21 protein-coding genes and 1 tRNA gene are annotated in these 25,034 nt (G+C 50.4%); 20 read left to right on the top strand and 2 right to left on the bottom strand.

The genetic code is table 11. From position 1 onward, the window contains the following. The first annotated feature begins 10 nt into the window (after positions 1-10). From BLQ82_RS18970 to pstA, 3 genes are all read left to right on the top strand, one after another. Positions 11-874: a phosphate ABC transporter substrate-binding protein gene (locus BLQ82_RS18970; RefSeq protein WP_062523336.1), complete on the top strand. Its 864-nt coding sequence runs from the start codon at positions 11-13 to the stop codon at positions 872-874. A 91-nt stretch (positions 875-965) separates the two neighbouring features. Next, positions 966-1,916, top strand: a complete 951-nt coding sequence (pstC, locus tag BLQ82_RS18965; protein ID WP_062523335.1) for a phosphate ABC transporter permease subunit PstC — start codon at positions 966-968, stop codon at positions 1,914-1,916. Beyond that, on the top strand, positions 1,913-2,788 hold the full coding sequence (pstA, locus tag BLQ82_RS18960) for a phosphate ABC transporter permease PstA (RefSeq protein WP_062523334.1): 876 nt from the start codon (positions 1,913-1,915) through the stop codon (positions 2,786-2,788). The genes pstC and pstA overlap by 4 nt, the downstream gene beginning before the upstream one ends. Before the next feature lie 920 nt (positions 2,789-3,708). On the opposite strand, the gene BLQ82_RS32090 is transcribed toward pstA, so the two are convergent. Together BLQ82_RS32090 and BLQ82_RS18955 are read right to left on the bottom strand one after the other, a co-directional pair. Then, positions 3,709-3,861: a hypothetical protein gene (locus BLQ82_RS32090; RefSeq protein WP_157243798.1), complete on the bottom strand. Its 153-nt coding sequence runs from the start codon at positions 3,859-3,861 to the stop codon at positions 3,709-3,711. Positions 3,862-3,894: 33 nt separating this feature from the next. Further along, positions 3,895-3,968, bottom strand: a tRNA-Arg gene (locus BLQ82_RS18955). A 109-nt stretch (positions 3,969-4,077) separates the two neighbouring features. On the opposite strand from BLQ82_RS18955, the gene BLQ82_RS18950 reads away from it, so the two are divergent. The 17 genes from BLQ82_RS18950 (at position 4,078) to BLQ82_RS18870 (ending at position 24,993) form a co-directional block, all read left to right on the top strand. Further along, positions 4,078-5,034 (top strand): hypothetical protein, encoded by a 957-nt coding sequence (locus BLQ82_RS18950; protein WP_208810704.1) that lies wholly within the window; start codon positions 4,078-4,080, stop codon positions 5,032-5,034. 99 nt (positions 5,035-5,133) lie between these two features. Next, positions 5,134-6,459, top strand: coding sequence for a trigger factor (tig, locus tag BLQ82_RS18945; protein ID WP_062523333.1), 1,326 nt, complete (start codon positions 5,134-5,136; stop codon positions 6,457-6,459). 290 nt (positions 6,460-6,749) lie between these two features. Next, positions 6,750-7,340, top strand: coding sequence for an ATP-dependent Clp endopeptidase proteolytic subunit ClpP (gene clpP / locus BLQ82_RS18940; RefSeq protein WP_039838062.1), 591 nt, complete (start codon positions 6,750-6,752; stop codon positions 7,338-7,340). A 12-nt stretch (positions 7,341-7,352) separates the two neighbouring features. After that, entirely contained in the window at positions 7,353-8,609 is a 1,257-nt protein-coding gene (gene clpX / locus BLQ82_RS18935) for an ATP-dependent protease ATP-binding subunit ClpX (protein ID WP_020430248.1), read from the top strand. Positions 8,610-8,721: 112 nt separating this feature from the next. Beyond that, complete coding sequence (gene ispG, locus BLQ82_RS18930; protein ID WP_062523431.1) at positions 8,722-9,861, top strand: flavodoxin-dependent (E)-4-hydroxy-3-methylbut-2-enyl-diphosphate synthase; 1,140 nt, start codon at positions 8,722-8,724, stop codon at positions 9,859-9,861. A 303-nt stretch (positions 9,862-10,164) separates the two neighbouring features. Further along, positions 10,165-11,874: an ATP-dependent protease LonB gene (lonB, locus tag BLQ82_RS18925; RefSeq protein WP_062523332.1), complete on the top strand. Its 1,710-nt coding sequence runs from the start codon at positions 10,165-10,167 to the stop codon at positions 11,872-11,874. A gap of 296 nt (positions 11,875-12,170) precedes the next feature. Next, positions 12,171-14,534, top strand: coding sequence for an endopeptidase La (gene lon / locus BLQ82_RS18920; RefSeq protein WP_062523331.1), 2,364 nt, complete (start codon positions 12,171-12,173; stop codon positions 14,532-14,534). 12 nt (positions 14,535-14,546) lie between these two features. Further along, positions 14,547-15,212, top strand: coding sequence for a ribosome biogenesis GTP-binding protein YihA/YsxC (gene yihA, locus BLQ82_RS18915; protein WP_062523330.1), 666 nt, complete (start codon positions 14,547-14,549; stop codon positions 15,210-15,212). Between the two features lie 208 nt (positions 15,213-15,420). Beyond that, entirely contained in the window at positions 15,421-16,008 is a 588-nt protein-coding gene (locus BLQ82_RS18910; RefSeq protein WP_062523329.1) for a hypothetical protein, read from the top strand. Between the two features lie 104 nt (positions 16,009-16,112). After that, positions 16,113-16,895: a tyrosine-protein phosphatase gene (locus tag BLQ82_RS18905; protein ID WP_074648407.1), complete on the top strand. Its 783-nt coding sequence runs from the start codon at positions 16,113-16,115 to the stop codon at positions 16,893-16,895. Between the two features lie 186 nt (positions 16,896-17,081). Then, positions 17,082-19,046, top strand: coding sequence for an S-layer homology domain-containing protein (locus BLQ82_RS18900; protein ID WP_143013493.1), 1,965 nt, complete (start codon positions 17,082-17,084; stop codon positions 19,044-19,046). A gap of 159 nt (positions 19,047-19,205) precedes the next feature. Continuing rightward, positions 19,206-19,982: a YveK family protein gene (locus tag BLQ82_RS18895; protein ID WP_082722653.1), complete on the top strand. Its 777-nt coding sequence runs from the start codon at positions 19,206-19,208 to the stop codon at positions 19,980-19,982. Further along, positions 19,963-20,649 carry a CpsD/CapB family tyrosine-protein kinase gene (locus BLQ82_RS18890; protein WP_020430232.1) on the top strand — a complete coding sequence of 229 codons (687 nt, stop codon included), beginning with the start codon at positions 19,963-19,965 and terminating at the stop codon, positions 20,647-20,649. Before BLQ82_RS18895 ends, BLQ82_RS18890 begins: the two co-directional genes overlap by 20 nt. A gap of 39 nt (positions 20,650-20,688) precedes the next feature. Next, on the top strand, positions 20,689-22,521 hold the full coding sequence (locus tag BLQ82_RS18885) for a polysaccharide biosynthesis protein (RefSeq protein ID WP_062523325.1): 1,833 nt from the start codon (positions 20,689-20,691) through the stop codon (positions 22,519-22,521). Between the two features lie 24 nt (positions 22,522-22,545). Further along, on the top strand, positions 22,546-23,256 hold the full coding sequence (locus tag BLQ82_RS18880; protein WP_062523324.1) for a hypothetical protein: 711 nt from the start codon (positions 22,546-22,548) through the stop codon (positions 23,254-23,256). Between the two features lie 2 nt (positions 23,257-23,258). Further along, positions 23,259-24,293 (top strand): copper amine oxidase N-terminal domain-containing protein, encoded by a 1,035-nt coding sequence (locus tag BLQ82_RS18875; RefSeq protein ID WP_062523323.1) that lies wholly within the window; start codon positions 23,259-23,261, stop codon positions 24,291-24,293. A gap of 103 nt (positions 24,294-24,396) precedes the next feature. Continuing rightward, complete coding sequence (locus tag BLQ82_RS18870; RefSeq protein WP_062523322.1) at positions 24,397-24,993, top strand: sugar transferase; 597 nt, start codon at positions 24,397-24,399, stop codon at positions 24,991-24,993. The last annotated feature ends 41 nt before the right edge of the window (positions 24,994-25,034 follow it).

The raw sequence follows: 25,034 nt of genomic DNA, 5'->3' as shown, positions 1-25,034 counted from the left end.
GAAATTATTCATGAAGGTTTTCAAAAAATTAACAGTTACAGCATTGACCGCTGTCATCGCGGTAACCGCATCTTTTGCCGGAATCGCGGCCGCAGCCGACTCTCTTAAAGGTAAAATTACCGTCAACGGATCGACTGCACTGCTTCCGCTGACCCTGCAGGCCGCTAAGGAGTTCCAGAAGCTTCACCCGAAAGTCAAAATTGCCGCTTCCGGTAAAGGTTCTGTAACTGGACCGCAAGCAGTGAAGAAGGGCATTGCCGACATCGGCGCATGCGACTGGGATGCCAGCATCGACGTTCCCGGCTTCAAAGCTTTTGACGGACAAGTGGCCAACAAGGTAGCCGTCATTCCTTTTGCCACCATCGTCAACAAAAATGTAGGTGTAGACAACCTGACCACGGAACAGCTGCAAGGTATTTACTCCGGTAAAATCACCAACTGGAAAGAAGTCGGCGGATCGGATGCCAGCATTGTAGTGGTTACCCGCGCCTTCGGTTCCGGCACACGTGTCAACTACCAGGCCAAGGCTCTGGCTGGAGGAGATATCGTGAAGAAAGAGAAGAATTACAAGGAAACCGGCTCAAGCGGTGACATGAAAACAGCCGTTGCTACAACCCCTAACGCCATCGGCTACATTGACCTTGTCTATGTAAGCGGCAGCGAAATCAAGGCTGTAAAATTCAATGGTGTGGCAGCAACTACAGATAACGTCATCAACGGTTCGTACAAGATTTGGGCTTACGGCTACTACATGACCAAAGGCCAGCCTACCGGCGCAACCAAGGAATTCATTGATTATGTGCAGAGCAAAAAGTTCCAGAATGGTTCCTTGAAGAAGCTTAAATTCATTCCGATTGCTGCAATGAAGGGCTAAGTGTAAGACTCTGGGAATTATAAACATATTGAACGGTAACAGCGGCCAGCTCCGATATCATACGGGGGTGGCCGCTTACAGGAGGGAAAGTATGGGGGCACCGGTCCAGAACCTGGCATCGAGGGCACAGAAGAGCAGCCTTGCAGAAGGCGGCATAAGCGCCAAACGCCACAACAGGCACTTGTTCAGCAACACCATGTTTCGTTATTATTTTTTGTTCAGCATCCTTGCACTATGTCTGGTGCTTGGACTTGTCATTGTATTCATCGGCAAAACGGCGCTGCTTCTATTCGACAACATCTCGCCGCTGGATTTCTTCTTCTCATTCAATTGGAGCCCGGAAGAGGAAGCCTTTGGCGCCGCTGCCTTTATCGTAAATACATTATCGCTTACAGCCCTGACGCTGCTCATCGCGGTGCCTGTCTCGGTGGGGATGGCTGTGCTCTGTGCGGAGATCGCTCCGAAATGGCTCAAAAGCTTTATCCGGCCGGTGCTAGATTTGCTGGTCGGCATTCCTTCCATTGTATATGGCTATCTGGGGCTGACCGTGTTATTGCCTTTTCTGCGCAGAGTCAGCGGTGAGGGGCTCGGGGACGGCCTGCTTGCTGCTGCGCTTGTGCTTGCCTTGATGGTGCTCCCGACCATTTGCCGGATCAGCGATGATGCCATCGTTGCCGTTCCGCGCAAATACCGCGATGCAGCCTATGCCCTCGGCTCCACCCGCCTACAGGTTATTATGCGCGTTGTTCTGCCTGCGGCCAGCAGAGGCATTATCTCCGCAGTTATTCTGGGCATGACCCGTGCCGTCGGCGAGACGATGGCCGTAGTCATGGTGATCGGCAACACGCCGCAGCTGGCCAAGACATTGTTCACACCGTCTTCGGTGTTGACCAGTAACATCGTGATGCAAATCTCCAATGTGGAATTTGACTCCACCTGGAACTATGCGCTGCATATGATGGCATTTCTGCTGCTGTTAATTTCGTTTGTGCTGATCCTCATCATCCGCATATTAGGCCGGAACAGGAGGGATGCAGCATGAATTTCACCCGTACCCGCCATACGGCCCGTTCACAGCGCAACAACAAAATGGCGACTATCGCCTTCTACACCCTGGGCGCTCTGGTGATGCTGCTGATTTTCTGGCTGCTCTTTACCATTCTGAGCAAAGGCCTGCCTTCGCTGAGACCGGACTTCCTGATCAAGCAGCCGGAGGAGATCGATCCCGGAGGCGGCATTGGCCCGGTGCTGTTCAACTCCTTCTATATTCTGTTTATCTCGCTGCTGATTTCGATTCCAATCGGTATCGGAGCCGGGATTTATATGGCGGAATATGCGCCGGACAACCGTTTTACCGGCGCGCTGCGCATCTGCGTAGAGTCGTTGTCCTCGGTTCCCTCCATTGTATTCGGGCTGCTCGGCCTCGCCATCTTCGCCGAATACTTCAATGTGGGCCTGACCATTCTCGGCGGGGGAGTCAGCCTGGCGCTGCTCAATCTCCCGATGCTGGCCCGGGTCACGGAAGAAGCGGTGCGCGCCGTTCCAGGTGAAATCCGTGAAGCCGGCTATGCTCTCGGGATGACCAAGTTCCATGTCATCCGCAAGGTGGTGCTGCCGGTAGCCATGCCGGCTATCGTGACGGGGGTTTGTCTTGTAGCCGGACGCGCCTTCGGCGAGTCGGCTGTTATTATTCTGACAGCGGGCCTCAGCACCTCGGGAGAGATGTGGGATTTCAATCTGTTCTCGCCGGGCGAGACGCTGGCTGTACATCTGTGGTATGTGCAGTCTGAGGCCATCGTTGAGGATGCGCGGCAGATTGCCGACAAGTCTGCGGCCGTGCTGGTGTTCGTGGTGCTGCTGATCAATTTCATGTTCCGCTTCCCGCTGTGGCTCGGACGCCGCCGGGGACGCTGAGAGGCCATTCTATCATTCCTCTGTTTTCGCTCAAACGGGTGCCATCCTGCATAAGGAAGGTGCCCGTTTCTACTATGTAAGCCGGCTCAATAAGCTGGTTCAGTTTATATAGCGAAAAATTCATAGTTGCTTAAATATGTATTAATACTAAAATGAACGCAATTCCATGCTTGCAACAACTTTCTACAGTTCTCTAGCTTATCTATTGTATAGGAGCAATTGGCATTCAACCGCTTATGGCGTATCTATTACGCATGGGAGGGCACATGCACTCGGCGTAGCCTCGTAGCCGCTCAGCTTGGCGTGTCTTTTGCGCATGGGGGGGGTATGCACTCGGTGTAGCCTCGTAGCCGCCCGGAAGGCGAATCTATTGTATTTTCTGCAATTGTTTGAGCTAAAAATCCGGCTTGTTTCATTTCTACTGTATTATCTGCAATAGAAAAATACGTTTAGTCCATTTTGAAGCCGAATCGGCAATTTCTACTGTATGAAATGCAACAGAATGCGCACCGAGCGTCAAATTGAGCAATTCTATTGCAGAGAATGCAATTAAACAGTAAGTGTTGATGCAACTTCAATATGCTCTCGGGATGGATAGGTCACCGGTACAATGATACGCCTTGTGTTTATCCGTCTATTACACTCTATATCGTTGAACTTGTGGCAGGCAGGTTGGCGAAACCCTTTTGTGCAAATGTTCACCATGATCATCAAGTTAGATTCTTAAGTTCACTCCACCTCTATGCAGCAGCTAATTCAGCAATCGCCCGCGTTCCGGACACAGAATACATTATTTACTGGAATACCCCTGTTCGGAGGTTCTTTCGGACTGAGAGTGAATTAGACTAAAAGCCGCTATTTGAGTAAAATACACCCGATTCTCCCGAAGCGAATGCCCCAACGCCCCCGTCTCCGGGTTCTCATCCCCCGGACGCACGAACAGCCTCCCCGAAGGGAGGCTGTTTGATGACGTCCCGGAAGGGATACAGCCCTGCGGGCTGATTGCGAAGCGGATGCTCCCGAAGCGAATGCTTCAACGAACCCGGCTCCGGGTTCTCATCCCCCAAACGCACAAACAGCCTCCCCGAAGGGAGGCTGTTCGATGACGTCCCGGAAGGGATTCGAACCCCCGACCGTGCGCTTAGAAGGCGCATGCTCTATCCAGCTGAGCTACCGGGACATGAATACATACTGAAAAGCAAGCAAAAATTATGTTATCATATGTAGATAACTTTTTCAACCTGTTTTTTTGAAACCGCTGTGGGATATGCTATAATCTACAATTGATCATGGATCGGAGAAAAGGAGGTGCCCTCATTAATCATTCGAATTCCCCCGCCAAAGAGAATATCGTGCTGTTTCCGAAGACGCTGGATTATTACCAGATCCAGTTAACGGTAATGCTGGAGAGTGAACGTTACGGGGAAGCGATGGAACTGCTGCGGTTTTTGCTGCAATGCCAGGGCCAGGACGAGCGGCACTATCAGGAATGGCAGTCGCTGCTGGAATGGCTGGAGGCTGCTTTCCCCTATGCATCCCGTGACGGGGAGGGAGACAGGGAGCCCTCCGGGAGTGAGCAGGATCTGAAGGAAGAAGACATGGCCCGGATTTTGGCCAGGTCGAAGCTTGAGGAGGATGCGGATTATCCTGACAAGCTGCTGAAGAAGGTCATGAACGAGCCTTTATCCGAGGCGACAATACTCGCGCTTGAGCAGCTGTCCTATCTGGAAGGCGGACAAGTGGACGAGGCGCTTGCAGGCTGGCTGGAGCAGGCAGCGGTTCATCCGCTTTTGCAGTTCCGCACGCTGCAGACACTCCGCCGCCGGGGAGCGCAGGGCACCATCGGGCTGATGCGCGGAGGGGAAGTCGCATACGTTGATATTGAAACGGTGCCGCTGACGAATGAAGAGTTTCCGCCGCAGGTGGGGCAGGTGCTGGAACGGGTGGCCGAGCAGGCGGAAGTGCATGAGCCGACGCTGTATTATTTTGCCCAGGAGCTGTGGGGACAGTTCATGATGTCGGTCTATGGCTCAGCGGAGTACCGCAAGCTTCTGGAGGGAGAGGACGCGCAGCTGGATATTTGGGCCGGAGCGCTGCACCAGATGGTGTCCGAGAGCCTGAACGGAACGCGGCAGGAAGAGGAAACGCGCGCCATGTACGGAATCACGGGCAGCATGCGCTTTCAATTTGAGGGGGCTTACCGCTCTCTCAAAGGATTTGTAAAGAGTTCTCTACTTGATAAATGAAGTAATGTTGTATATAATATAATGGTTATTCTGTGCGTGAATTGCGTGAATTTTTTCAAAAGAAAACATGTAACCTATTTTTGGAGGGAAAAGTATAATATGAAAGCAACCTGGGAAAAAATAGAGAAGAACCTTGGAGTTCTTGAAGTCGAAGTAGAAGCAGAACGCGTAGCTGCAGCGCTCGACAAAGCTTTTAATAAAGTAGTGAAGAAAGCCAACGTGCCTGGTTTCCGCAAAGGTAAAGTGCCGCGGCCGATTTTTGAATCCCGTTTTGGCGTAGAGAGCCTGTACCAGGATGCCATCGACATTCTTCTTCCGGAAGCTTATGGTGAAGCGGTTGAAGAAACCGATATCTTCCCTGTAGACCGTCCTGAAGTAGATATCGAGCAGTTTGCCAAAGGCCAGCCGTTCATCTTCAAAGCTAAGGTTACCGTTAAGCCTGAAGTGGTACTGGGCCAGTACAAAGGCCTTGAAGTTCCAGTTCAGAAGGCTGAAGTTACGGAAGATGAGCTGAACGCTGAATTGAAGCGTCTGCAGGAGCGTCATGCTGAGCTTGTTGTGGTTGAAGATGAGCCCGCAGCTAACGGCGACATCGCTGTGATTGACTTTGACGGATCTGTGGATGGCGTGCAATTCGAAGGCGGCCAGGCAGAACGCCACTCCCTGGAGCTGGGAAGCAATTCCTTTATTCCAGGCTTTGAAGAACAAGTAGTTGGCATGTCTACTGGAGACTTCAAGGATGTCGAAGTGACTTTCCCAGAGGCTTACCATGCTGAGAACCTTGCCGGCAAAGCGGCAGTATTCAAAGTAAAAGTACACGAAATCAAACGCAAACAGCTTCCTGAGCTGGACGACGAATTCGCGAAAGATGTAAGTGAGTTCGATACACTTGAAGAATACAAAGCAGATCTGAAAGCACAGCTCGAATCCCGCAAGCAGGAAGAACTCAAAGGTTCACGTGAAACTGCGGTAGTTGACGCGGCGGCAGCTAATGCCGAAGTTGAAATTCCTGATGCTATGATCGCAAGTGAAGTTGCCAACATGGTTCGCGATTTCGACAACCGTCTGCGCCAGCAGGGTATGAACATGGATATGTTCCTGAGCTTCTCCGGCCAGACCCGTGAAGACCTGGAACTTCAGATGAAGGGCGATGCTGAAAAACGCGTCCGCAACAATCTGGTTCTGGAAGTTATCGCGAAGGCAGAGAACATTGAGGTTTCTGAAGAAGAAGTGAATGCAGAACTCGCTTCTATGGCTGAATCCTTCAAACGTACGCCTGAAGAAATCCGCAGCATTCTGGCAGCCAACGGTTCCCTGAGCAGCTTGAACGATGAAATCTCGCTGCGCAAGACCATTGATTTCCTCGTAGAGAACAGTGTAGAAGTTGAAGCACCGGCTGCAACGGAAGAAGCAAGCGCTGAATAATCCTTTTTGGAGGCTGGACTCCATCTAGAACGGCCAGATAAGGCGGCCACCATAAACATAGATAAGGCACGTAATTTCTTTACGTGTCTTATTTTTTATCAACGGAGAAATATTCTGATACATAGTCACAGTCCGAGTGATTGGCATTATCATGGGATTTGCGCTATAATGGCAGGCACATGTACAATGCGATATGTTGCAGTAGTGAAAAAATGACATCGCGCCTTGAACGTGTTAAAATATTTCTGAAACGGATAGACTAATCTGTACAGAGAAAAGAGGTTGGTGGCATGAGTCTGGTACCAATGGTTGTAGAATCTACAAGTCGGGGAGAACGGTCATACGATATCTATTCCAGATTGCTCAAGGATCGCATCATCTTCCTAAGCAGTGCGATTGACGATGATGTCGCCAATCTGGTCATTGCCCAATTGCTGTTCCTGGCAGCAGATGACCCCGAAAAAGACATTCACCTGTACCTCAACTCGCCCGGTGGTTCTGTGACAGCCGGCATGGGTATATATGATACGATGCAATACATCAAACCGGATGTCTCGACGATCTGCGTAGGCATGGCAGCAAGCATGGGATCGCTGCTGCTTACGGCAGGGGCTCCAGGCAAAAGATACGCGCTCGCTAACAGCGAAGTGATGATTCACCAACCGCTCGGCGGTGTTCAGGGGCAGGCATCCGATATCTGGATTCATACCGACTGGATTCTGAAGACGAGACAGAAGCTGAATCAAATATATGTAGATCGCACAGGTCAGCCCCTTGAAAAAATCGAACGGGACACAGACCGCGATAACTTCATGAGCGCGGAAGAAGCGAAGGAATACGGGCTGATTGACCAGGTGCTCTCTTCACCGATCAAATCTTAAAGGGGTGGTAAGATGTTTAAATTTAATGATGAAAAAGGGCAATTGAAATGTTCTTTTTGCGGCAAATCCCAAGAGCAGGTCCGCAAGCTTGTAGCAGGACCTGGCGTTTATATATGTGACGAATGCATCGAGCTGTGCACGGAAATCGTGGAAGAGGAGCTCGGCCATGAGGAAGAGCTGGATCTGAAGGATATTCCAAAGCCCAAAGAAATCCGTGACATCCTTGATCAATACGTTATCGGCCAGGAGCAAGCGAAGAAATCGCTTTCCGTAGCCGTATACAATCACTACAAACGTGTCAACAGCCAGAGTAAGATCGAAGACGTTGAGCTGACGAAGAGCAACATCCTGCTTCTCGGTCCAACCGGCTCCGGTAAAACACTCTTGGCGCAGACCATGGCGAAGATTATTAACGTTCCTTTTGCCATCGCAGATGCCACTTCCCTTACGGAAGCGGGTTATGTCGGTGAGGATGTCGAGAACATCCTGCTGAAGCTGATTCAGGCTGCCGATTATGATGTGGAAAAAGCAGAACGCGGCATTATCTATATTGATGAAATTGACAAAGTGGCCCGCAAATCCGAGAATCCGTCCATTACACGCGACGTTTCCGGTGAAGGCGTGCAGCAGGCGCTGCTGAAGATTCTTGAAGGCACTGTAGCTTCTGTACCTCCGCAAGGCGGACGCAAGCATCCGCATCAGGAATTCATTCAGATCGACACCACGAACATTCTGTTCATCGTCGGCGGGGCTTTTGACGGCCTGGAACAAATGATCAAACGCCGTATCGGCAAAAAAGTCATCGGTTTCAACGCAGCGGTAGAAGGACAGAAGGATCTGAAGACTGGCGAATATCTGTCCATGGTATTGCCGGAAGATCTGCTCAAGTTCGGTCTGATTCCTGAGTTTGTCGGCCGTTTGCCGGTCATCTCGACACTGGAGCCGCTTGATGAGAATACGCTGGTCCGGATTCTGTCCGAACCGAAGAATGCACTCACCAAGCAGTATATCAAGCTGCTGGAAATGGACAATGTAGCGCTGAAGTTCGAGCCGCTCGCTCTTGAAGCCATTGCCAAGGAAGCCATCAAGCGCAACACGGGTGCCCGTGGCTTGCGTGCCATTATTGAGAGCATTATGCTCGATGTAATGTATGAGGTGCCTTCACGCGATGACATCAAAGACTGTGTCATTACGGAACAGGTGGTGCAGGAGAAGTCACTGCCTGAACTTAGCCTGAAGAAAGACAAGAAAAAAGAGGAAAGCGCCTAAAAGCCTTTCCTTAACCATACAGTCATTAACAATACAAGTCATTGTCTCCACCTTACAACCGCCTGTACGGCGCGGGGAGGGTGGAGCTTTGATCGTTATGGGGGAGAAAACCATGTTCTTGAGACACCAGACCCGTCCCGTCAATGTTGGCGGGGTTATTATTGGGGGAAACAACGAGGTTGCTATTCAAAGCATGTGTACAACCAAAACAGCTGATGTCGAAGCAACAGTAGCCGAAATCCTGCGGTTGGAAGAAGCGGGCTGTCAGCTTGTGCGCGTGACGGTCAACAATGAAGAAGCGGCAGCAGCCATTAAGGAGATTAAGGCGCGGATTCATATTCCGCTGGTGGCGGATATTCATTTTAATTATAAGCTGGCTTTGCTGGCGATAGAGAACGGCATCGACAAAGTGCGCATCAATCCGGGCAACATTGGGCGCCGGGACAAAGTGGAAGCAGTTGTCAAAGCCTGTAAGGAAAAAGGCATTCCGATCCGTATCGGCGTCAATGCCGGTTCCCTGGAGAGCCATCTCCTGGAGAAATACGGCTATCCGACCCCGGAAGCCATGGTAGAGAGCGCTCTGTACCATATCGGAATTCTGGAAGAACTCGATTTCCATGATATTATCGTCTCGCTCAAAGCCTCCGATGTCCCTATGGCCATCGAAGCCTACCGCAAGGCCGCGGAAGTGATTCCCTACCCGCTGCACCTGGGGATTACCGAATCCGGCACGCTGTTTGCCGGTACGGTGAAGAGCTCGGCCGGGATCGGTGCGCTGCTCTCGATGGGTATCGGCAGCACCGTACGGATCTCGCTCAGCGCTGATCCGGTGGAAGAGGTGAAGGTGGCCCGTGAGCTGCTGAAGACCTTTGGTCTGATCTCTAACGCTCCTACGCTAATTTCCTGCCCGACCTGTGGGCGGCTGGATATTGACCTTTTCTCCATCGCCAACGAAGTGGAAGAGTACATCTCCAAACTGAAGGTGCCGATCAAGGTATCCGTGCTGGGTTGTGCGGTTAACGGTCCGGGTGAGGCTCGCGAGGCCGACATTGGGATTGCCGGTGCGCGCGGGGAAGGTCTGCTGTTCCGTTACGGCCAGATGATCCGCAAGGTTCCTGAAGCGGACCTCGTTTCCGAACTGAAGAAGGAGATCGACGCGATCGTAGTGCATTTTGAAGCAACCGGGGAAATTCCGGGCCGCAAGCATGCGGGACTGGCACCGGCCGTGCAAACAGGCAACATGGAGCAATAATTCCTGAGGGTGAAGCAACTGGACTTCTATAAGCTATTATAAGATCATAAATGCAACGTCCCGTCCCTACCGGATAACCGGCAGGGTATCGGGGCGTTTTATTTTATTATTCGGCGGACAGCCCCCTAGAATAGAGGTGTATCCGCCTGATTCAGCTCACTCGTATCTATGACCTTCTGTCTGCTAAGTATTTCCGCGTGCATAATTCTGTATGCAGGCGTTTATGAATGACCGAAAAGGCTATACTACCTAGTAGTAGCCAAATACAGGACAGGTAGACTGAAGCGAACAGGAGGATGACCTATGGAATTAAGTATATTGCTGATGATCGTGCAGCTCTTTTTCGCCCTGGTCATCGGCGTTTATTTTTGGAATCTGCTGCGGGGACAGAAGACCAATAAAACGGCGGTGGACCGGGAGTCGCGCAAGGAGCTGGACAAGCTGCGCAAAATGCGGATGATCTCCCTGACCAAGCCGCTGTCTGAGAAGACGCGTCCGGCCTCCATTGGAGATATCGTGGGGCAAAAGGACGGGCTGCGCGCCCTGAAGGCGGCACTGTGCAGTGCCAACCCGCAGCATGTCATTATTTATGGGCCGCCTGGCGTCGGCAAGACGGCGGCGGCGCGCGTGGTAATGGAGGAGGCCAAAAAAAATGCGCTATCTCCCTTTAAAAGCGATGCCAAATTTACGGAGATTGATGCCACCACCGCACGTTTTGACGAACGCGGCATTGCCGATCCGCTGATTGGCTCGGTGCATGACCCGATCTATCAGGGAGCAGGGGCTATGGGCGTGGCTGGTGTGCCGCAGCCGAAGCCGGGGGCCGTTACCAAGGCGCATGGCGGCATCCTTTTCCTGGACGAGATTGGGGAGCTCCACCCGATTCAGATGAACAAGCTGCTGAAGGTGCTGGAGGACCGAAAGGTGCTGCTGGAGAGTGCGTATTACAACTCCGAGGACAGCAATACGCCTGCGTATATCCATGATATTTTTCAAAATGGCCTGCCGGCCGATTTCCGGCTGGTGGGTGCCACCACGCGTTCACCGGAAGAAATTTCACCGGCACTGCGTTCCCGCTGTATGGAAATCTATTTCCGGCCGCTGCTGCCGGAGGAGATTGCCGTCATCGGACGCGATGCGGTCCAGAAGATCGGGCTGAAGCCCAGTCCCGAAGCCATTGAAGTGGTACAGCAATACGCCACCAATGGCCGCGAGGCGGTCAACATGATCCAATTGGCGGCAGGGCTTGCATTAACTGAAGGACGGGATACCCTGAGTGCAGCCGAAGTCGAGTGGGTAGCCAGCAGCAGCCAGCTGCCCATGCGCACTGAACGCAAGATTCCGTCTTCACCGCAAATTGGCCTGGTCAATGGACTTGCCGTATATGGTCCGGGCATGGGTACGCTGCTTGAGATTGAGGTTTCAGCCGCACCCGCCAAAAGCGGGCAGGGAAGGCTTAATGTGACCGGTGTGGTGGACGAAGAAGAAACCCGCGGCGGCTCGCGGACGATCCGGCGCAAGAGCATGGCCAAAGGCTCGCTCGAAAATGTGCTGACAGTCCTCCGGACCATGAATCTGGAGCCGGACCGCTATGATCTGCATGTGAATTTTCCGGGGGGAACACCGATAGACGGCCCTTCCGCCGGGGTCGCAATGGCGGTGGCCATTGTCTCTGCCATCCGGCAGCTGCCGGTGGATAACACCGTAGCCATAACCGGAGAAATCGGCATCCACGGGCGGGTGAAGCCGGTAGGCGGCGTTATTGCCAAAGTTGAAGCTGCTTTTCAGGCCGGAGCCACCACCGTTCTGATTCCCAAAGAAAACTGGCAGTCGTTGTTCGCTGATCTGGGGCCGCTGCGGGTGATCCCGATGGAAACGGTAGAGGAAGTATTCCGTCATCTGTTCGGCGCTGAAACTGCGGATGTGCGTCTGCCGGCCGTTTCAGGCGAGACCTTCTCGGCAGCTCCTTCGCTGCTGAAGGCGGATGCCAGCGGCGACAGCGCAAAGGGATGACTCGAGCTTGAAAATACTAAGCAATCAGCTGTTCGAGGTTTCATTCTATGAACAGCAGCTGTAATATCCCGGCAGGCTTCCGCTACACAATCTGGTTGTGTAGCGGAGGCCTGTTTTTTGCATTGAGATCGTGCAGACATATTCCGGGAACAAGCAGCGAATAATAAAACAGGTCTGGCAGAGCGGATTATATGAACTGGAAGCTGCAGGAGGCTTGGCCTGTTGGTGTTTTGAAGCCGCTTTTGTTAGAATGAAGCATATGACACTACTTGAGAACCATGGGAGGTGCGAAAGCGATGATACAAAGCAAATCCAAAGGTCGTCGTTTTCCTTTATTGCCGCTTAGAGGTCTTCTTGTATATCCCAGCATGGTTCTTCACCTGGATGTGGGACGCGAGAAGTCAGTTCGGGCGCTGGAAAAAGCTATGGTTGAAGATAACCTGATTCTCCTCTGCTCCCAGTCGGAAGTGAATATCGAGGAGCCGGGACAAGAAGATATTTTCCGGGTCGGCACGGTCGCCAATGTGCGGCAGATGCTCAAGCTTCCCAACGGCACGATCCGTGTGCTTGTGGAGGGCGTGGAACGGGCCGAAATTATTAACTATACGGACAACGAGGAGTATTACGAGGTAATGGCGCGTGTGCTGCCTGAGGAGGAGGATGTGGACCAGCAGAGCGATGCCTTGATGCGCACCGTGCTGAACCAGTTTGAGCATTACATCACCCTCTCCAAAAAAGTCACTCCCGAGACGCTCGCCGCCGTATCCGATATCGAAGAGCCGGGCCGGCTGGCCGACGTCATTACGAGCCATTTGGCGCTGAAGATCAAGGATAAGCAGGAGATCCTGGAGACGATCGATGTCAGCAAACGTCTGGAGAAGCTGCTGGATATCCTCAACAATGAGCGTGAGGTGCTGGAACTCGAACGCAAGATCAACCAGCGGGTGAAGAAGCAGATGGAGAAGACGCAGAAAGAGTATTATCTCCGTGAGCAGATGAAAGCAATCCAGAAGGAGCTTGGCGACAAGGAAGGCCGGGCCGGCGAAGCCGATGAGCTGCGCAGCCTGATGGAAGAGAAAGACCTGCCTGAACGCGTAAAGGAAAAGATTGAGAAAGAGATCGACCGGCTCGAAAAAATGCCCGCAAGCTCGGCTGAGGGCGGTGTGATCCGCAATTATGTCGATATGCTGCTGAGTCTGCCGTGGACCGAGTCCACGGAGGATGACCTGGATATCCTGAAGGCAGAGCAGGTGCTGGATGCGGATCATTATGGTCTGGAGAAGCCCAAGGAGCGTGTGCTGGAGTATCTTGCGGTGCAGAAGCTGGTCAAGAAGCTGAAGGGGCCGATTCTCTGTCTGGTAGGCCCTCCGGGTGTCGGCAAAACCTCGCTCGCGCGCTCCATCGCCCGTTCGCTGAACCGCAAGTTCGTGCGCATTTCGCTGGGCGGCGTGCGTGACGAAGCCGAGATCCGCGGCCACCGCCGCACCTATGTCGGTGCGATGCCGGGCCGGATCATTCAGGGCATGAAGACTGCAGGCAGCATCAATCCGGTATTCCTGCTGGATGAGATCGACAAGATGGCTGCGGATTTCCGCGGCGACCCGTCGGCTGCGCTGCTGGAAGTGCTGGACCCTGAACAGAACAACACGTTCAGCGACCATTTTGTCGAGCTGCCGTTTGACCTCTCGAACGTCATGTTCGTGACGACGGCCAATACCGTGCATAACATTCCGCGTCCGCTGCTGGACCGGATGGAGATGCTGTTCATTCCCGGCTATACTGAGCTGGAGAAGCTGCAGATTGCCAGCCGCTACCTGCTGCCGAAGCAGCGTAAGAACCACGGTCTGGAGGACACGCAGCTGTCCATTGAAGACGATACTCTGCTGAAGATTGTCCGCGAGTATACCCGGGAATCCGGGGTGCGCAATCTGGAACAGCAGATCGCTGCGCTGTGCCGTAAGGCCGCTAAGATTATCGTATCTGGCGAGAAGGAGCAGGTAAGCATTCTTCCTTCTGAGGTCAAAGATTACCTGGGCGCTTCGAAGTACCGCTACGGAATGGCGGAGCTAGAGGATCAGATCGGCACGGTTACCGGACTGGCCTGGACGGAAGTGGGCGGCGATACGCTGCTCATCGAAGTGACGGTGGTCCAGGGAACCGGCAAGCTGACCCTGACGGGACAACTGGGCGATGTGATGAAGGAATCAGCGCAGGCTGCCTTCAGCTATACCCGTTCGAAGGCCGAGGAGCTGGGGCTGGCACCCGATTTTTATGAAAAGAACGATATTCACATCCACATCCCCGAAGGCGCCATTCCCAAGGACGGTCCGTCCGCAGGGATTACGATTGCTACCGCGCTAATCTCTGCGCTTACGAAACGTTATGTATCGAAGGATGTGGCGATGACCGGCGAGATTACGCTGCGCGGCCGGGTCCTGCCGATTGGCGGACTGAAGGAGAAGTCGCTTGCCGCCCACCGGGCCGGGTACAAAAAAATCCTGCTGCCAAAGGACAACGAGCGCGACTTGAAGGACATCCCGGAAAGCGTCCGCAGCGATGTGGAGTTCGTGCCGGTCTCCCATATGGATCAGGTGCTGAAGCATGCGCTGGTCGAACACCATAATGAAATCAGCAGTGAAGCGCCAAGTAGTGTGCATTAGAAAGGAAGTCCTATGAAAGTTAACAATGCCGAATTTATCATCAGTGCCGTAGGCCCTGATCAATACCCTGTTGACGCCTTGCCCGAGATTGCTCTGGCAGGGCGCTCCAACGTCGGGAAGTCTTCTCTGATCAACCGGATGATTAACCGTAAAAATCTGGCCCGCACCAGTTCTACACCGGGCAAGACGCAGCATATGAACTATTACCGGGTCAACGAAAGTATGTATTTTGTCGACTTCCCCGGCTATGGCTATGCAAAGGTATCCAAAACCCAGCGCGCCTCCTGGGGCAAAATGGTTGAGAAATATCTGGCCGAGCGCGACACTCTGAAGCTGGTCCTGCTCATTGTGGATCTCCGCCACCCGCCTACGGGCAATGACAAGATGATGTTTGACTGGCTGAAGCATTACGATCTGCCCCTGTGTGTTGTGGCTACCAAAGCAGACAAGATTCCCAAAACCCGCTGGCCGAAGCACATCAAGATTATGAAGCAGGAGCTGGGCGTGCTGCCGGGCGATAACTTCATTTCCTTTTCCTCTGAGATCGGTCTCGGCAGGGATGAACTATGGGAGCTGATTGAGCGTTATAATCAGGCATCCGAAGAGGAGCCGGCTATGGAGCCGGAGATTGAAGATGCTGGAAATGAAGCGCAGCCGGAAGATCCTTCCGAAGCTTGAATGGTAACCTTGTGATGCGTATTCCATAGGATCAGCGCGCATTACTCACAGAATAGTGAGGAATACATATGTATTCCGCGGCTCTTATCCTTTTCTCCCGTTATAAGATGAATTATCGGCCTATATCCTGTTCCCCCTGATGAGAAAACCTGCTGCTCTTCATTGTATAATCATGCTAAAGGCTGTTACAAAGAATTGAGGGATGGTCATGGCTCAGAGATTGGCAACAGAATATGTGAAGGCGACTTTGCAAATGACGGAATTTCAAATGAAACAGTTTCTGCTTACGGCCGATACCTGCTTCATCAGCCACCGGGTGAAGATTCTGGGCGGCGGGGAACAGGAAATCGTCCTGGAGGAAGCTGGGGGCGAGGAGGTTCATTTGTCCTTCCAGCAAAGAGGGAGCATCTATGTATGCGCCTTGTCCTGCCGAATTGTGAACCCGCATCTGAATAACGCAATCCGCAAGCTGTTCGTCACCTACAAGGGAACCGGAACGGTAAATCGAATATATCAAGGCTTCACCATGGTGTATGTATACGAGAACGGCTCGGTCCGCAGAGTCTCTGAGGTTACGCCGCTGGGCAGCAAGCTGGTCTATCAGCACAAGCATTCGCTTGCCGAAATGCTGCGTCTCTACAAGTCCGATGCGGTCGAGCAGGAGATTGTGAGCTTGCGTGTCACTATTGACCGTCTGCTTGATCAGCGTAACCGGGTATGCCGGAATGAGGAGATCCAAGAGATTGACAGGAACCTTGCCCGGATCACCCGGAAGCTGTTCGAACTGGAAGCCTAGCGGGAATACTATTTTAAAATTTAGCAATCATTTCCTAGCGAAATGGTTGTATTTTTTTTAGAAAATCTATAAATATACGTAAGAGAGGGACCGATAAAAAGCATATGATAGATATCCATAGCCACATTCTACCCTTCATGGACGACGGGGCTGCCGATTGGGATGCGGCTCTCGCCATGGCGCAGGCTGCCGGGAAGGATGGAATATCCACTGTTGTCGCCACGCCTCATCATGCCAACGGAGTATATGTGAACCCCGCTCCGAATATAGGACCAGCTGTGGAACAGCTGAATCAGAGGCTCCGGCAGGCCGGTGTTCTGCTGCAGGTGCTTCCCGGCCAGGAAATCCGCATCTATAGTGATCTGCTGAATGATCTGGAGCAGGGCCAGCTTCTGACGCTAGCAGGTTCACGCTATATTTTGCTGGAAATGCCTTCTTCGCGGGTACCGCGTTCGATGGAGGAGACCTGCCATGAACTGCTGATTCAAGGCTTCGTACCAGTAATTGCCCATCCGGAGCGCAATGCGGAGGTAGCTGCCGATCCTTCCAAGTTAACAAGATTAATAGAGCTTGGCGCACTGGGCCAGCTTACTGCCCAGAGCCTGGCCGGAACGTTCGGAAGCAAGCTGCAGAAGCTGTCGCTGGACCTGTGCCGGAGGAATGCTGTACATGTGATTGCCTCGGACGCCCATGACAATCAGCATCGTCCTTTTGGTCTGAGTGAGGCCTACGGGGTTTTGACCAAAGAATTAGGAGCGACAGTATCCGACTTTTTTCGTCAAAATGCGCTAAAAATCATTGGCAATGAGGAGATTATTCGAGCAGATTATCTACAATCCCACAGCAAACTTCATAGATTGTTCGGATTTTTTTCTCGTAAAGGGTGACCTCGCGTTCTATTGATGGTAGAATGGGTATTACTGGTTTAATGTTATTTTTTATCAGAGTAGTGTAGTCATAGGGTTTCGGCTCTATCTATGCTAGCAGTAGAACTAGAAATAAAATACATACAAAGAGGTGGATGAAAAGTGTCTTTGAAGAAAAAGTTGGCAGTATCAACACTAGCAGCAAGCATGACAGCAGCATCCTTTGCAGGTTTTCCGTTCAGCAGTACTGGTCTGGCTCAACATCTGGGACTGGTTGGAACCGCTGCAGCGGCTGAAGTTGGCCATCAGGCCGTTAAGGACAAGATTACCGCTATTTACAAAAACTTGACCGCAACAGAAGTAACCTATTTGAAGAACTATTCAGATGAAGTTGCTTTACTTAGTCAAACGAAGTTCGAGAAAATTTTCGAGCCGGTTCTTAAGGATATTAAACTGACTGATCCAGAAAAAGCTACTTCCTTGAAATTGTTCCAGAGCGTTTCCAGCGTAGTATACGATGTATACGCAAATGATATCAATGTGCTGAAAGACATTCGTTTTGATAAGGATAATGTTGCTTTGTTCAATACAATTGCAACCCAGGCCAACGTTCCAAACCTTAGCTTTGACGACATTCTGGATTTCTTCTTCGCTTCTAACGGCGTGGAAGCAGAGCTTCGCAATATGCTGGCTAGCAAATCCGGTGCGGACCTGGTCAACATTGTTTCTGATCCTGCTTCACAGAAAACTCTGGTGAAGGACGCTGTCTACAAGGTTCTCGACCATAGAATCGGTACTGGCGCGTTGACAGTAAGTCAAGCAGTTTACAATCTGGGTATTACTGCTGATGACCTCGTGCTTACCCTTGATAATGTAAATACAGAAATTAAATCTGCCAGAAAAGCAGCTCAATCACTTGCTTTGGCCTATCTTCGCGCTTATCCGTTGACTACTACTAACCCAGGTGGTGGCAGTGGCAGTGGCAGTGGCGGTGGTGGCGGAACAGCTGCAGTAGTCACTAATCCAACTGCTACTCCTGGATTCTACGATGTCTCCAAATTGGTTAGCATTGTCGGCGACAAAGCAACCCTGAAGCTGGTTGATGCTGATGTGATCAAGGCTTTTGATGCATTGCTGGCAGCGAACCCTGGAAAGACTGGCCTTACCCTTACCCTGAACTTGGGCACTGTAAACGCTAAGGTAGTAGAAGTTCCACTGTCCAAAGCGATCATTGAAGCCGCTAAGGCAAAAGGTATTGCTAATATCGCAGTAACCTTCAACGGCCTTACAGTTACTATTCCGGTATCCCAGTTCAGTGATGCAGTAACACTGACCGTTACGAATGAAGCTGACACAACAGTGACTTCCCTGACCAGCCTGAAGCTGGCTTCGAAAGTGTACTCTTTCGATCTGACAGTAGGCGGCGTGAAGACAGCAACCTTCAAACAGCCATTGACCATTAAGCTTCCTTTGGCCAATACAACTGGCCTTGACAAGGAATTGCTCTCCGTGTCCAAGGTGGTCTACAAAGCCCTCGAATTCCATGGCGGCGTAGTTGACGGTGATTATATCGTTGAGCCACGCGATACCTTCTCGACTTATGCAGTAGTTGAGAACAAAGTGAACTTCAACGACGTTGCAAGCGTACAAGCATGGGCTGGAAGACAAATTCAAGTTGTAGCCGCTAAAGGCGCAATTGAAGGTGTTGGCGCAAGCAAGTTCGCTCCGAAGAGCAATGTTACCCGCGCTGAATTCTCCAAGATGCTGATCCGTGCGCTGAACCTGGAGAACAGCACAGCTACTGAAAGCTTCGGCGATGTTGCCTCCACAGCCTGGTACGCTCCTTATGTAGCTGTTGCTGCTGAGAAGGGCATCGTGACTGGCCGCAGCGCTTCCCAGTTCGATCCGAACGCAACCATCACCCGTGCTGAAATGGCCACGATGATTGCCCGTGCGGTCAAGACTGTTAACCCGCAAGCTACTGCAGGAGATGCTTCGTCATTGACTAAATTCGCGGATGCTGCGAAGATCGCTGCTTCCCTGAAGGATGGCGTAGCCTTTGCAGCCAGCCATAACCTGGTTATCGGCAATGCCGGCAAGTTCAACCCGAACAACACGGCTACCCGTGCAGAAGCAGCTGTAATCATCTACCGTACCATCAACTTCAAGTAAAAGCTTTTATTATAAGCAAGTGGAGAGCCTCCTCTCGTTTCGGTGAGAGGAGGCACTTTTTTAGCTTATATACCTTGAACTTGCGAACTCATATTCTAGATTCACGAGTTCATTGTATATAGGATGAATATTACAGAAACAGCTTGGAGGGAAATTCACTTGTCAGCACAAGAATTGGATCTTCGCGATTATTTCCAGATCGTCAGGAAGAGACTGTGGATGATTGTAAGCATTGTGGTTGTGGTTTGTATTCTTGCCGGAGTATACAGCCTATATATTAAGAATCCGGTGTATGAAGCCTCTACCAAGATTATCGTTAATCAGACGCCTACTCAGTCTACTGTGGCACAGCTTGACCTTAATCAGATTAATACCAATATTCAGTTAATTAATACGTACAAGGAAATTATCAAGACACCCGCTATTCTAGATGTCGTAGCCAAAAACTATCCGCAATTCAATCTTACTGCGGAGGACCTGCTCAAGAAGGTTAATGTGAGTTCCGTAAATAATACGCAGGTGATGACACTTGTCGTTCGAGATAATTCGTACCAGAAAGCTGCAGAAATTGTGAATGCCATTTCACTTGTGTTCAAGCAGGAGATTCCTTCCCTGTTCAATGTGCAGAACGTATCCATCCTGAATGAGGCTAAGGTTGATCCGCCGGTTGCACCGGGACCTGTTGAGCCTAACGTTGTAATGAACCTGGCAATTGCTTTTATCGTTTCATTGATGATTGGCCTGGGCATCGCCTTCCTGTTGGAATATCTGGATGACACCTTGAAGACCGAAGAGGATATTGAGAAATATCTGGGTCTGCCTACGATCGCCATGATCACCAGACTGGGGCAAGAGGAAACGAAGTCCACAGAATTACAGGCCCAGAAGCTGACCAGAAAGGCAGGAGAACTCGAACATGTCACAGCAGCCAAGTAAACAACGCCATCTCATTACCGTGACCAATCCGCGTTCGCCTGTATCGGAAGCTTTTCGCGCTCTGCGGACGAACATTGATTTCTCTTCCGTAGACGAGCAGATCCAGATCATTATGGTTACCTCCTCCGGCCCTGAAGAAGGAAAGTCTACGGTTACAGCCAACCTTGCGGCAGCTTATGCCCAAGCGGACAAAAAAGTTTTGCTGATTGATGGGGATTTGCGCAAGCCTACAGCTCATAAAACATTTTCGTTAAGCAACCGTGCTGGACTGTCTTCGCTGCTGTCGCAGCAGGCTGATCTGGAGGATGTCGTTCAGGATTCAGGTGTAGCTAATCTCTCCATCATGACTTCAGGTCCAATTCCCCCAAATCCGGCAGAAATGATGGCCTCCAACCGGATGAGTGCTGTGCTGCAGGAGCTTCGTCAGCGCTACGATATGATTTTGTTCGATACTCCGCCCCTTTTGGCTGTCACAGATGCACAAATTATCGCCTCCAAAAGTGACGGAGTCATTATGGTGGTCAGCTATGGCAAAGTGAAGCGGGATATCGCAGCCAAGGCCAAGGCTAACCTTGACCGAGTTGGTGCGAAGATGCTAGGGGTTGTACTGAACAATGTGAAGCGCAAAGCCAGTGAAGGTTATTATTACTACTACTACGGGAATTAAGTTGTTTAGAGAAAAATGTTATTTTTGGAGGCACTGAAAATGACAGCGAAAACCAGAGTTTATTTATTATTCCTCATTGACCTTGCGATCATCTGGTTCAGTATCGTGACTTCTTATATGTTCCGGTTTTCCAAGGGCATACCTGACGAATATACGCTTCAGATGCTGGTGTTCGGTCTTATTGCGACAGTAACCTTTGGAGGCAGTCTGATCTATTTTGGCTTGTACCGCAGATTATGGCAGTATGCCAGCATTGATGAGATCATTTCTGTATTCAAAGCGATCGTTGTAGGAGCTGTTCTTTCTTTTGTGGCGGCATTTATCATTTTGCCGGAACGGGTCCCTCTCAGTATTGAGGTACGCGCGATGGAAACGATCCTGCTCCTGGTGGGCGGAGTCCGCTTCTGCTGGAGAATTTTCCGCAATGATCGAATTAACTCCAAGGATACAGAGACTCATACCCTGATTGTGGGTGCCGGTGACTGCGGAATACTGATCGCCCGGGAAATGATGGGTCCTTCATTTGCCCATACGCGAATTGTCGGCTTCATTGATGACAGTGCAGATAAATACCATCTGTCTATCTTGGGGGTACCCGTTCTCGGCAACCGTTATGATATTCCCCGGCTTGTGAAGGAACTCGAAATTCATGAGATTATTATCGCTATGCCTTCTGTATCCAGAACGGAAATCTCCGAGATTATTAACCTGGCGAAGGCCACCGGGGCCAAGCTGAAGATTATTCCTGCACTTAATGACTTGATTGCCGGCAAAATTTCGGTAAAAAAGCTGCGTGATGTCAGCGTAGAAGATTTGCTCGGACGCGAACCGATTGTGGCTGACATGAACAGCATTCTCGGGTATGTACATAACAAGACGGTATTAGTCACCGGAGCCGGAGGCTCGATTGGCTCAGAGCTATGCCGTCAGATCTCCCCTTTTGCACCAGACAAGCTGTTAATACTCGGACACGGTGAAAACAGTATTTACACGATCGAGATGGAACTACGGAAGAGCTTCCCGGATCTGAACATTGTTACCGTAATTGCGGATGTTCAGGACCGCACGCGGATGATGGAAGTATTCCAGAGTCATAGCCCGCAGGTAGTCTTTCATGCGGCAGCGCATAAACACGTTCCTCTGATGGAACGCAATCCTTCCGAGGCCATTAAGAACAATGTCTTCGGGACCCGTAATGTTGCTGACTGTGCTGACAAATATGGAGCGGAACGGTTCGTGTTAATCTCCTCGGACAAAGCCGTTAACCCAACCAGCGTGATGGGAGCGACCAAACGTATCGCAGAAATGTATGTGCAGAGCCTCAACACATCCAGCCCAACCAAATTCTCAGCAGTACGTTTCGGCAATGTCTTGGGCAGCCGGGGCAGCGTCATTCCAGCTTTCAAGCAGCAGATCGCTGCGGGCGGACCGGTTACCGTGACCCATCCCGAGATGGTACGTTATTTTATGACAATTCCGGAAGCGGTACAACTGGTCATACAGTCTGGATCATTTGCGAATGGCGGAGAAGTCTTTGTCCTGGATATGGGCCAACCTGTGAGGATTCTGACACTGGCGGAAGACCTGATTACCTTGTCCGGCTATGAGCCTTATAAGGATATTGAGATTACCTTCTCCGGAATACGGGAAGGCGAGAAGCTGTATGAAGAACTGTTGACAGCCGAGGAGAATCTGGGTTCCACCCAGCATAACCGGATCTTCATTGGCAGACCCAACGTCCTCAGCCAGAATCAGCTGGAGTTGGAGTTCAAACGCTTGGAACGTGTACTGTCCGAAGACGGAGACGCTATTCGTGAAGTCATTAACCAGATTGTACCGATGCAGCCGGTAGCTCAAGCTGCGATTAGCTAATTCAATCCTATGGAGGTACCTGAAGTGTTCAACAAAAGATGGAAGAAAGTATTGTTCTGGACGCTGTCGGTGATTGTCGTGTTAGGAGTTGCGGGCCTGTTCGCAGCCAACTATGCAGTAGATAAGCTAATGAATTCAATGGCTGACGGCTTCGATGTAGAAGCAGACGAGACTACCAGTAATGTAACCCAAGGAGAAGTTGTTGAACCTCCTGTAGCTGCGGGTGATCCGACTGCGGAACCAACGGCTTCAGCAGCGCCAGGATCCAAAGTGGAGCCAACATCCGCGGTATCACCTTCGAGTACTCCGGCCTCAGATGGTGCCGGTGATAAAAAAGCGGATAATGGAGAGCAAGCGGCTGCTAGTACTAATAAGCCTGCAAGCAGCCCAGCCCCAACACCAGAGGGTAAGGATGGAATAGCTCATATTTCACCAGACAAGGCGAAGGAAGTTCAAGGCAGTGTATCGATAAAAGATAAAGCTGACGTTGCAGCTATAGTGGCACAACAACTGAGTGTATCAGATATCAAAAAGCTTCAAGAATTAGCCGCTGGTGGACTGACTAACGAAGAGAAACGTGAAGCACGCAGCATCATTCTTGGTAAAGTTTCAGAAGAACAATATAACGAGCTGGTACAGGTCGCTAAGAAATATGGTCTGAGCCAAGGAAAGTCACGTGACCAAGTTTTAGCTGAAGAAGAAAAAGCAAAAGCTCAAGAAAAAGGAAGTGAATAATCGTGTCTAAAGCGAAATTTCCAGCGGCGGCGTTGCTGCTGCTTATGCTGGTAGGAATTGCACCATTAACAGCATCGGCGCCATTGTCCGCATCAGCATCTACAATCAGTGATTCGATCAAAGTTCCCACTATGGATGTGAAGATGGTCTTTGACGGAGTCACAATACAGCCGCCTCCCGGACAATATGTATTCATGCATAACAATACTACGTATGTACCTCTGCGTTTCATGTCGTATGCCTTGCAAAAGAGCGTGAGTTGGGACGCCAAGAATGTAAAAGTTACAGTGGCTGAACCAAGCAGCTCGGAATTGGTAGTGATCAAGGAGTACTTAATGAATGCCGGGAACGGAAGCAGTGCAGTTACTACGGGCAAAAACATCGTATTAGGTAAAGTAAAAGCCAGCTATGTATTTAGTGGTTCAGCTAAGGCGGTTCCATCCGGTCAAGGCAGCTATTTACTGAATGGATCGTTATATGTCCCTCTTCGCTTTTTATCGGAATCTGTAGGTAATTCCATTAGCTGGGATCAGAAAAATAAGACGATCACAGCTGCTTCCAAAACTTATCAAAAGCAATCGGCTGGGAGTGCTAATGGAACAGGCCAAGGCAATCCTGGAGCAACAGCAACCCCTGTAGCCACTACTATGCCAAATGCGACATCCACACCAGCTGCTTCGGCTGCACCTGGTGCTGCGGGAGGAGCCACAGGCGGTGGATCTTCCAATGGTAAGGTATCTTATGAGGCTATCACCAGTGAAACTGAAGACAAGTTGAATGCATTGAAATCCGAAGCCCAATCCTCACTTGGCGGTCTTGCTTTTGAATATTTGGCAGCAACAGATGATGCCACAAGGAATGCACTAATTGCCAAAGGCAAGGAACAACTCGCCTCATTTACATCCAGTTTTAATAGTATAGTTGCTGACGCTGAACAAAAACTAAACAATAATGGCTATAGCACAGCGATCATCGCTGAGTATAGAAAAGCATTTAATGCGTCAGTGCAGCAAGGATTGTCAAAGCTTGGGGGATAAGTCACAAGAGTTACCTTTGATTAATTACTGAGTATCTCCCATCACTTCATCGGATAAGTGATGGGAGTGCATAGTGAAGAGTTCTTAAGGGTTAGGTGAACAAATGAGACCTTATATCGTAATAAAACAACTCGTAGATTTTATGATGGCTCTAATCGGAATACTCCTATTATGGCCTTTTTTCTTGATAATTGCAGTGGTAATCAAGTTCACTTCAAAAGGGCCAGTACTATTCAAACAAAAGCGGCTAGGGAAGAATAAGAGTGAATTTTATATTTTGAAGTTTAGAACCATGCGTACGGATACACCAAGTGATATGCCTACTCATTTGCTGCAAGATCCTGACTTTTTCATCACTTCAGTCGGCAAATTTCTTAGGAAAACAAGCTTGGATGAACTTCCTCAGATTATAAATATACTTAAAGGCGAAATGAGTATTGTTGGTCCGCGTCCTGCATTGTGGAATCAGTATGATCTTATAGCTGAACGTGATAAATATAAAGCAAATAATATAAAACCTGGACTAACTGGTTGGGCGCAAATCAATGGCCGAGATGAACTGCCTATTGAAGAGAAGGCTAAGTTTGATGGTGAATATCTAAATCTTTTATCTTTATCTTTTGATTTTCTAGTTTTTTTTAAGACGATATACAATGTTGTTAAGAGAGAGGGAATTATCGAAGGTAACAAGCAATCTTAGAACATTATAAATAAATAGATTCAATGATTCGGAGATCCTAT

Origin of the sequence: Paenibacillus jilunlii, assembly GCF_900102965.1 — a bacterium.
In the GTDB taxonomy this organism is placed as follows: Bacteria; Bacillota; Bacilli; order Paenibacillales; family Paenibacillaceae; genus Paenibacillus_AQ; species Paenibacillus_AQ jilunlii.
The sequence above is the reverse complement of the archived record's forward strand: the minus strand, read 5'-3'. Positions and strand labels throughout refer to the sequence as shown.

What these genes read in the sequence shown, in the direction of transcription:
- BLQ82_RS18885 (WP_062523325.1), top strand. Translation starts at nt 20,689, where the DNA reads ATGACAGCGAAAACCAGAGTTTATTTATTATTCCTCATTGACCTTGCG.
- pstA (WP_062523334.1), top strand. Translation starts at nt 1,913, where the DNA reads ATGAATTTCACCCGTACCCGCCATACGGCCCGTTCACAGCGCAACAAC.
- tig (WP_062523333.1), top strand. Translation starts at nt 5,134, where the DNA reads ATGAAAGCAACCTGGGAAAAAATAGAGAAGAACCTTGGAGTTCTTGAA.
- yihA (WP_062523330.1), top strand. Translation starts at nt 14,547, where the DNA reads ATGAAAGTTAACAATGCCGAATTTATCATCAGTGCCGTAGGCCCTGAT.
- lon (WP_062523331.1), top strand. Translation starts at nt 12,171, where the DNA reads ATGATACAAAGCAAATCCAAAGGTCGTCGTTTTCCTTTATTGCCGCTT.
- BLQ82_RS18970 (WP_062523336.1), top strand. Translation starts at nt 11, where the DNA reads ATGAAGGTTTTCAAAAAATTAACAGTTACAGCATTGACCGCTGTCATC.
- clpX (WP_020430248.1), top strand. Translation starts at nt 7,353, where the DNA reads ATGTTTAAATTTAATGATGAAAAAGGGCAATTGAAATGTTCTTTTTGC.
- BLQ82_RS18870 (WP_062523322.1), top strand. Translation starts at nt 24,397, where the DNA reads ATGAGACCTTATATCGTAATAAAACAACTCGTAGATTTTATGATGGCT.
- clpP (WP_039838062.1), top strand. Translation starts at nt 6,750, where the DNA reads ATGAGTCTGGTACCAATGGTTGTAGAATCTACAAGTCGGGGAGAACGG.
- BLQ82_RS18905 (WP_074648407.1), top strand. Translation starts at nt 16,113, where the DNA reads ATGATAGATATCCATAGCCACATTCTACCCTTCATGGACGACGGGGCT.
- lonB (WP_062523332.1), top strand. Translation starts at nt 10,165, where the DNA reads ATGGAATTAAGTATATTGCTGATGATCGTGCAGCTCTTTTTCGCCCTG.
- pstC (WP_062523335.1), top strand. Translation starts at nt 966, where the DNA reads ATGGGGGCACCGGTCCAGAACCTGGCATCGAGGGCACAGAAGAGCAGC.
- BLQ82_RS18900 (WP_143013493.1), top strand. Translation starts at nt 17,082, where the DNA reads ATGACAGCAGCATCCTTTGCAGGTTTTCCGTTCAGCAGTACTGGTCTG.
- BLQ82_RS18890 (WP_020430232.1), top strand. Translation starts at nt 19,963, where the DNA reads ATGTCACAGCAGCCAAGTAAACAACGCCATCTCATTACCGTGACCAAT.
- BLQ82_RS18950 (WP_208810704.1), top strand. Translation starts at nt 4,078, where the DNA reads ATGGATCGGAGAAAAGGAGGTGCCCTCATTAATCATTCGAATTCCCCC.
- ispG (WP_062523431.1), top strand. Translation starts at nt 8,722, where the DNA reads ATGTTCTTGAGACACCAGACCCGTCCCGTCAATGTTGGCGGGGTTATT.
- BLQ82_RS18910 (WP_062523329.1), top strand. Translation starts at nt 15,421, where the DNA reads ATGGCTCAGAGATTGGCAACAGAATATGTGAAGGCGACTTTGCAAATG.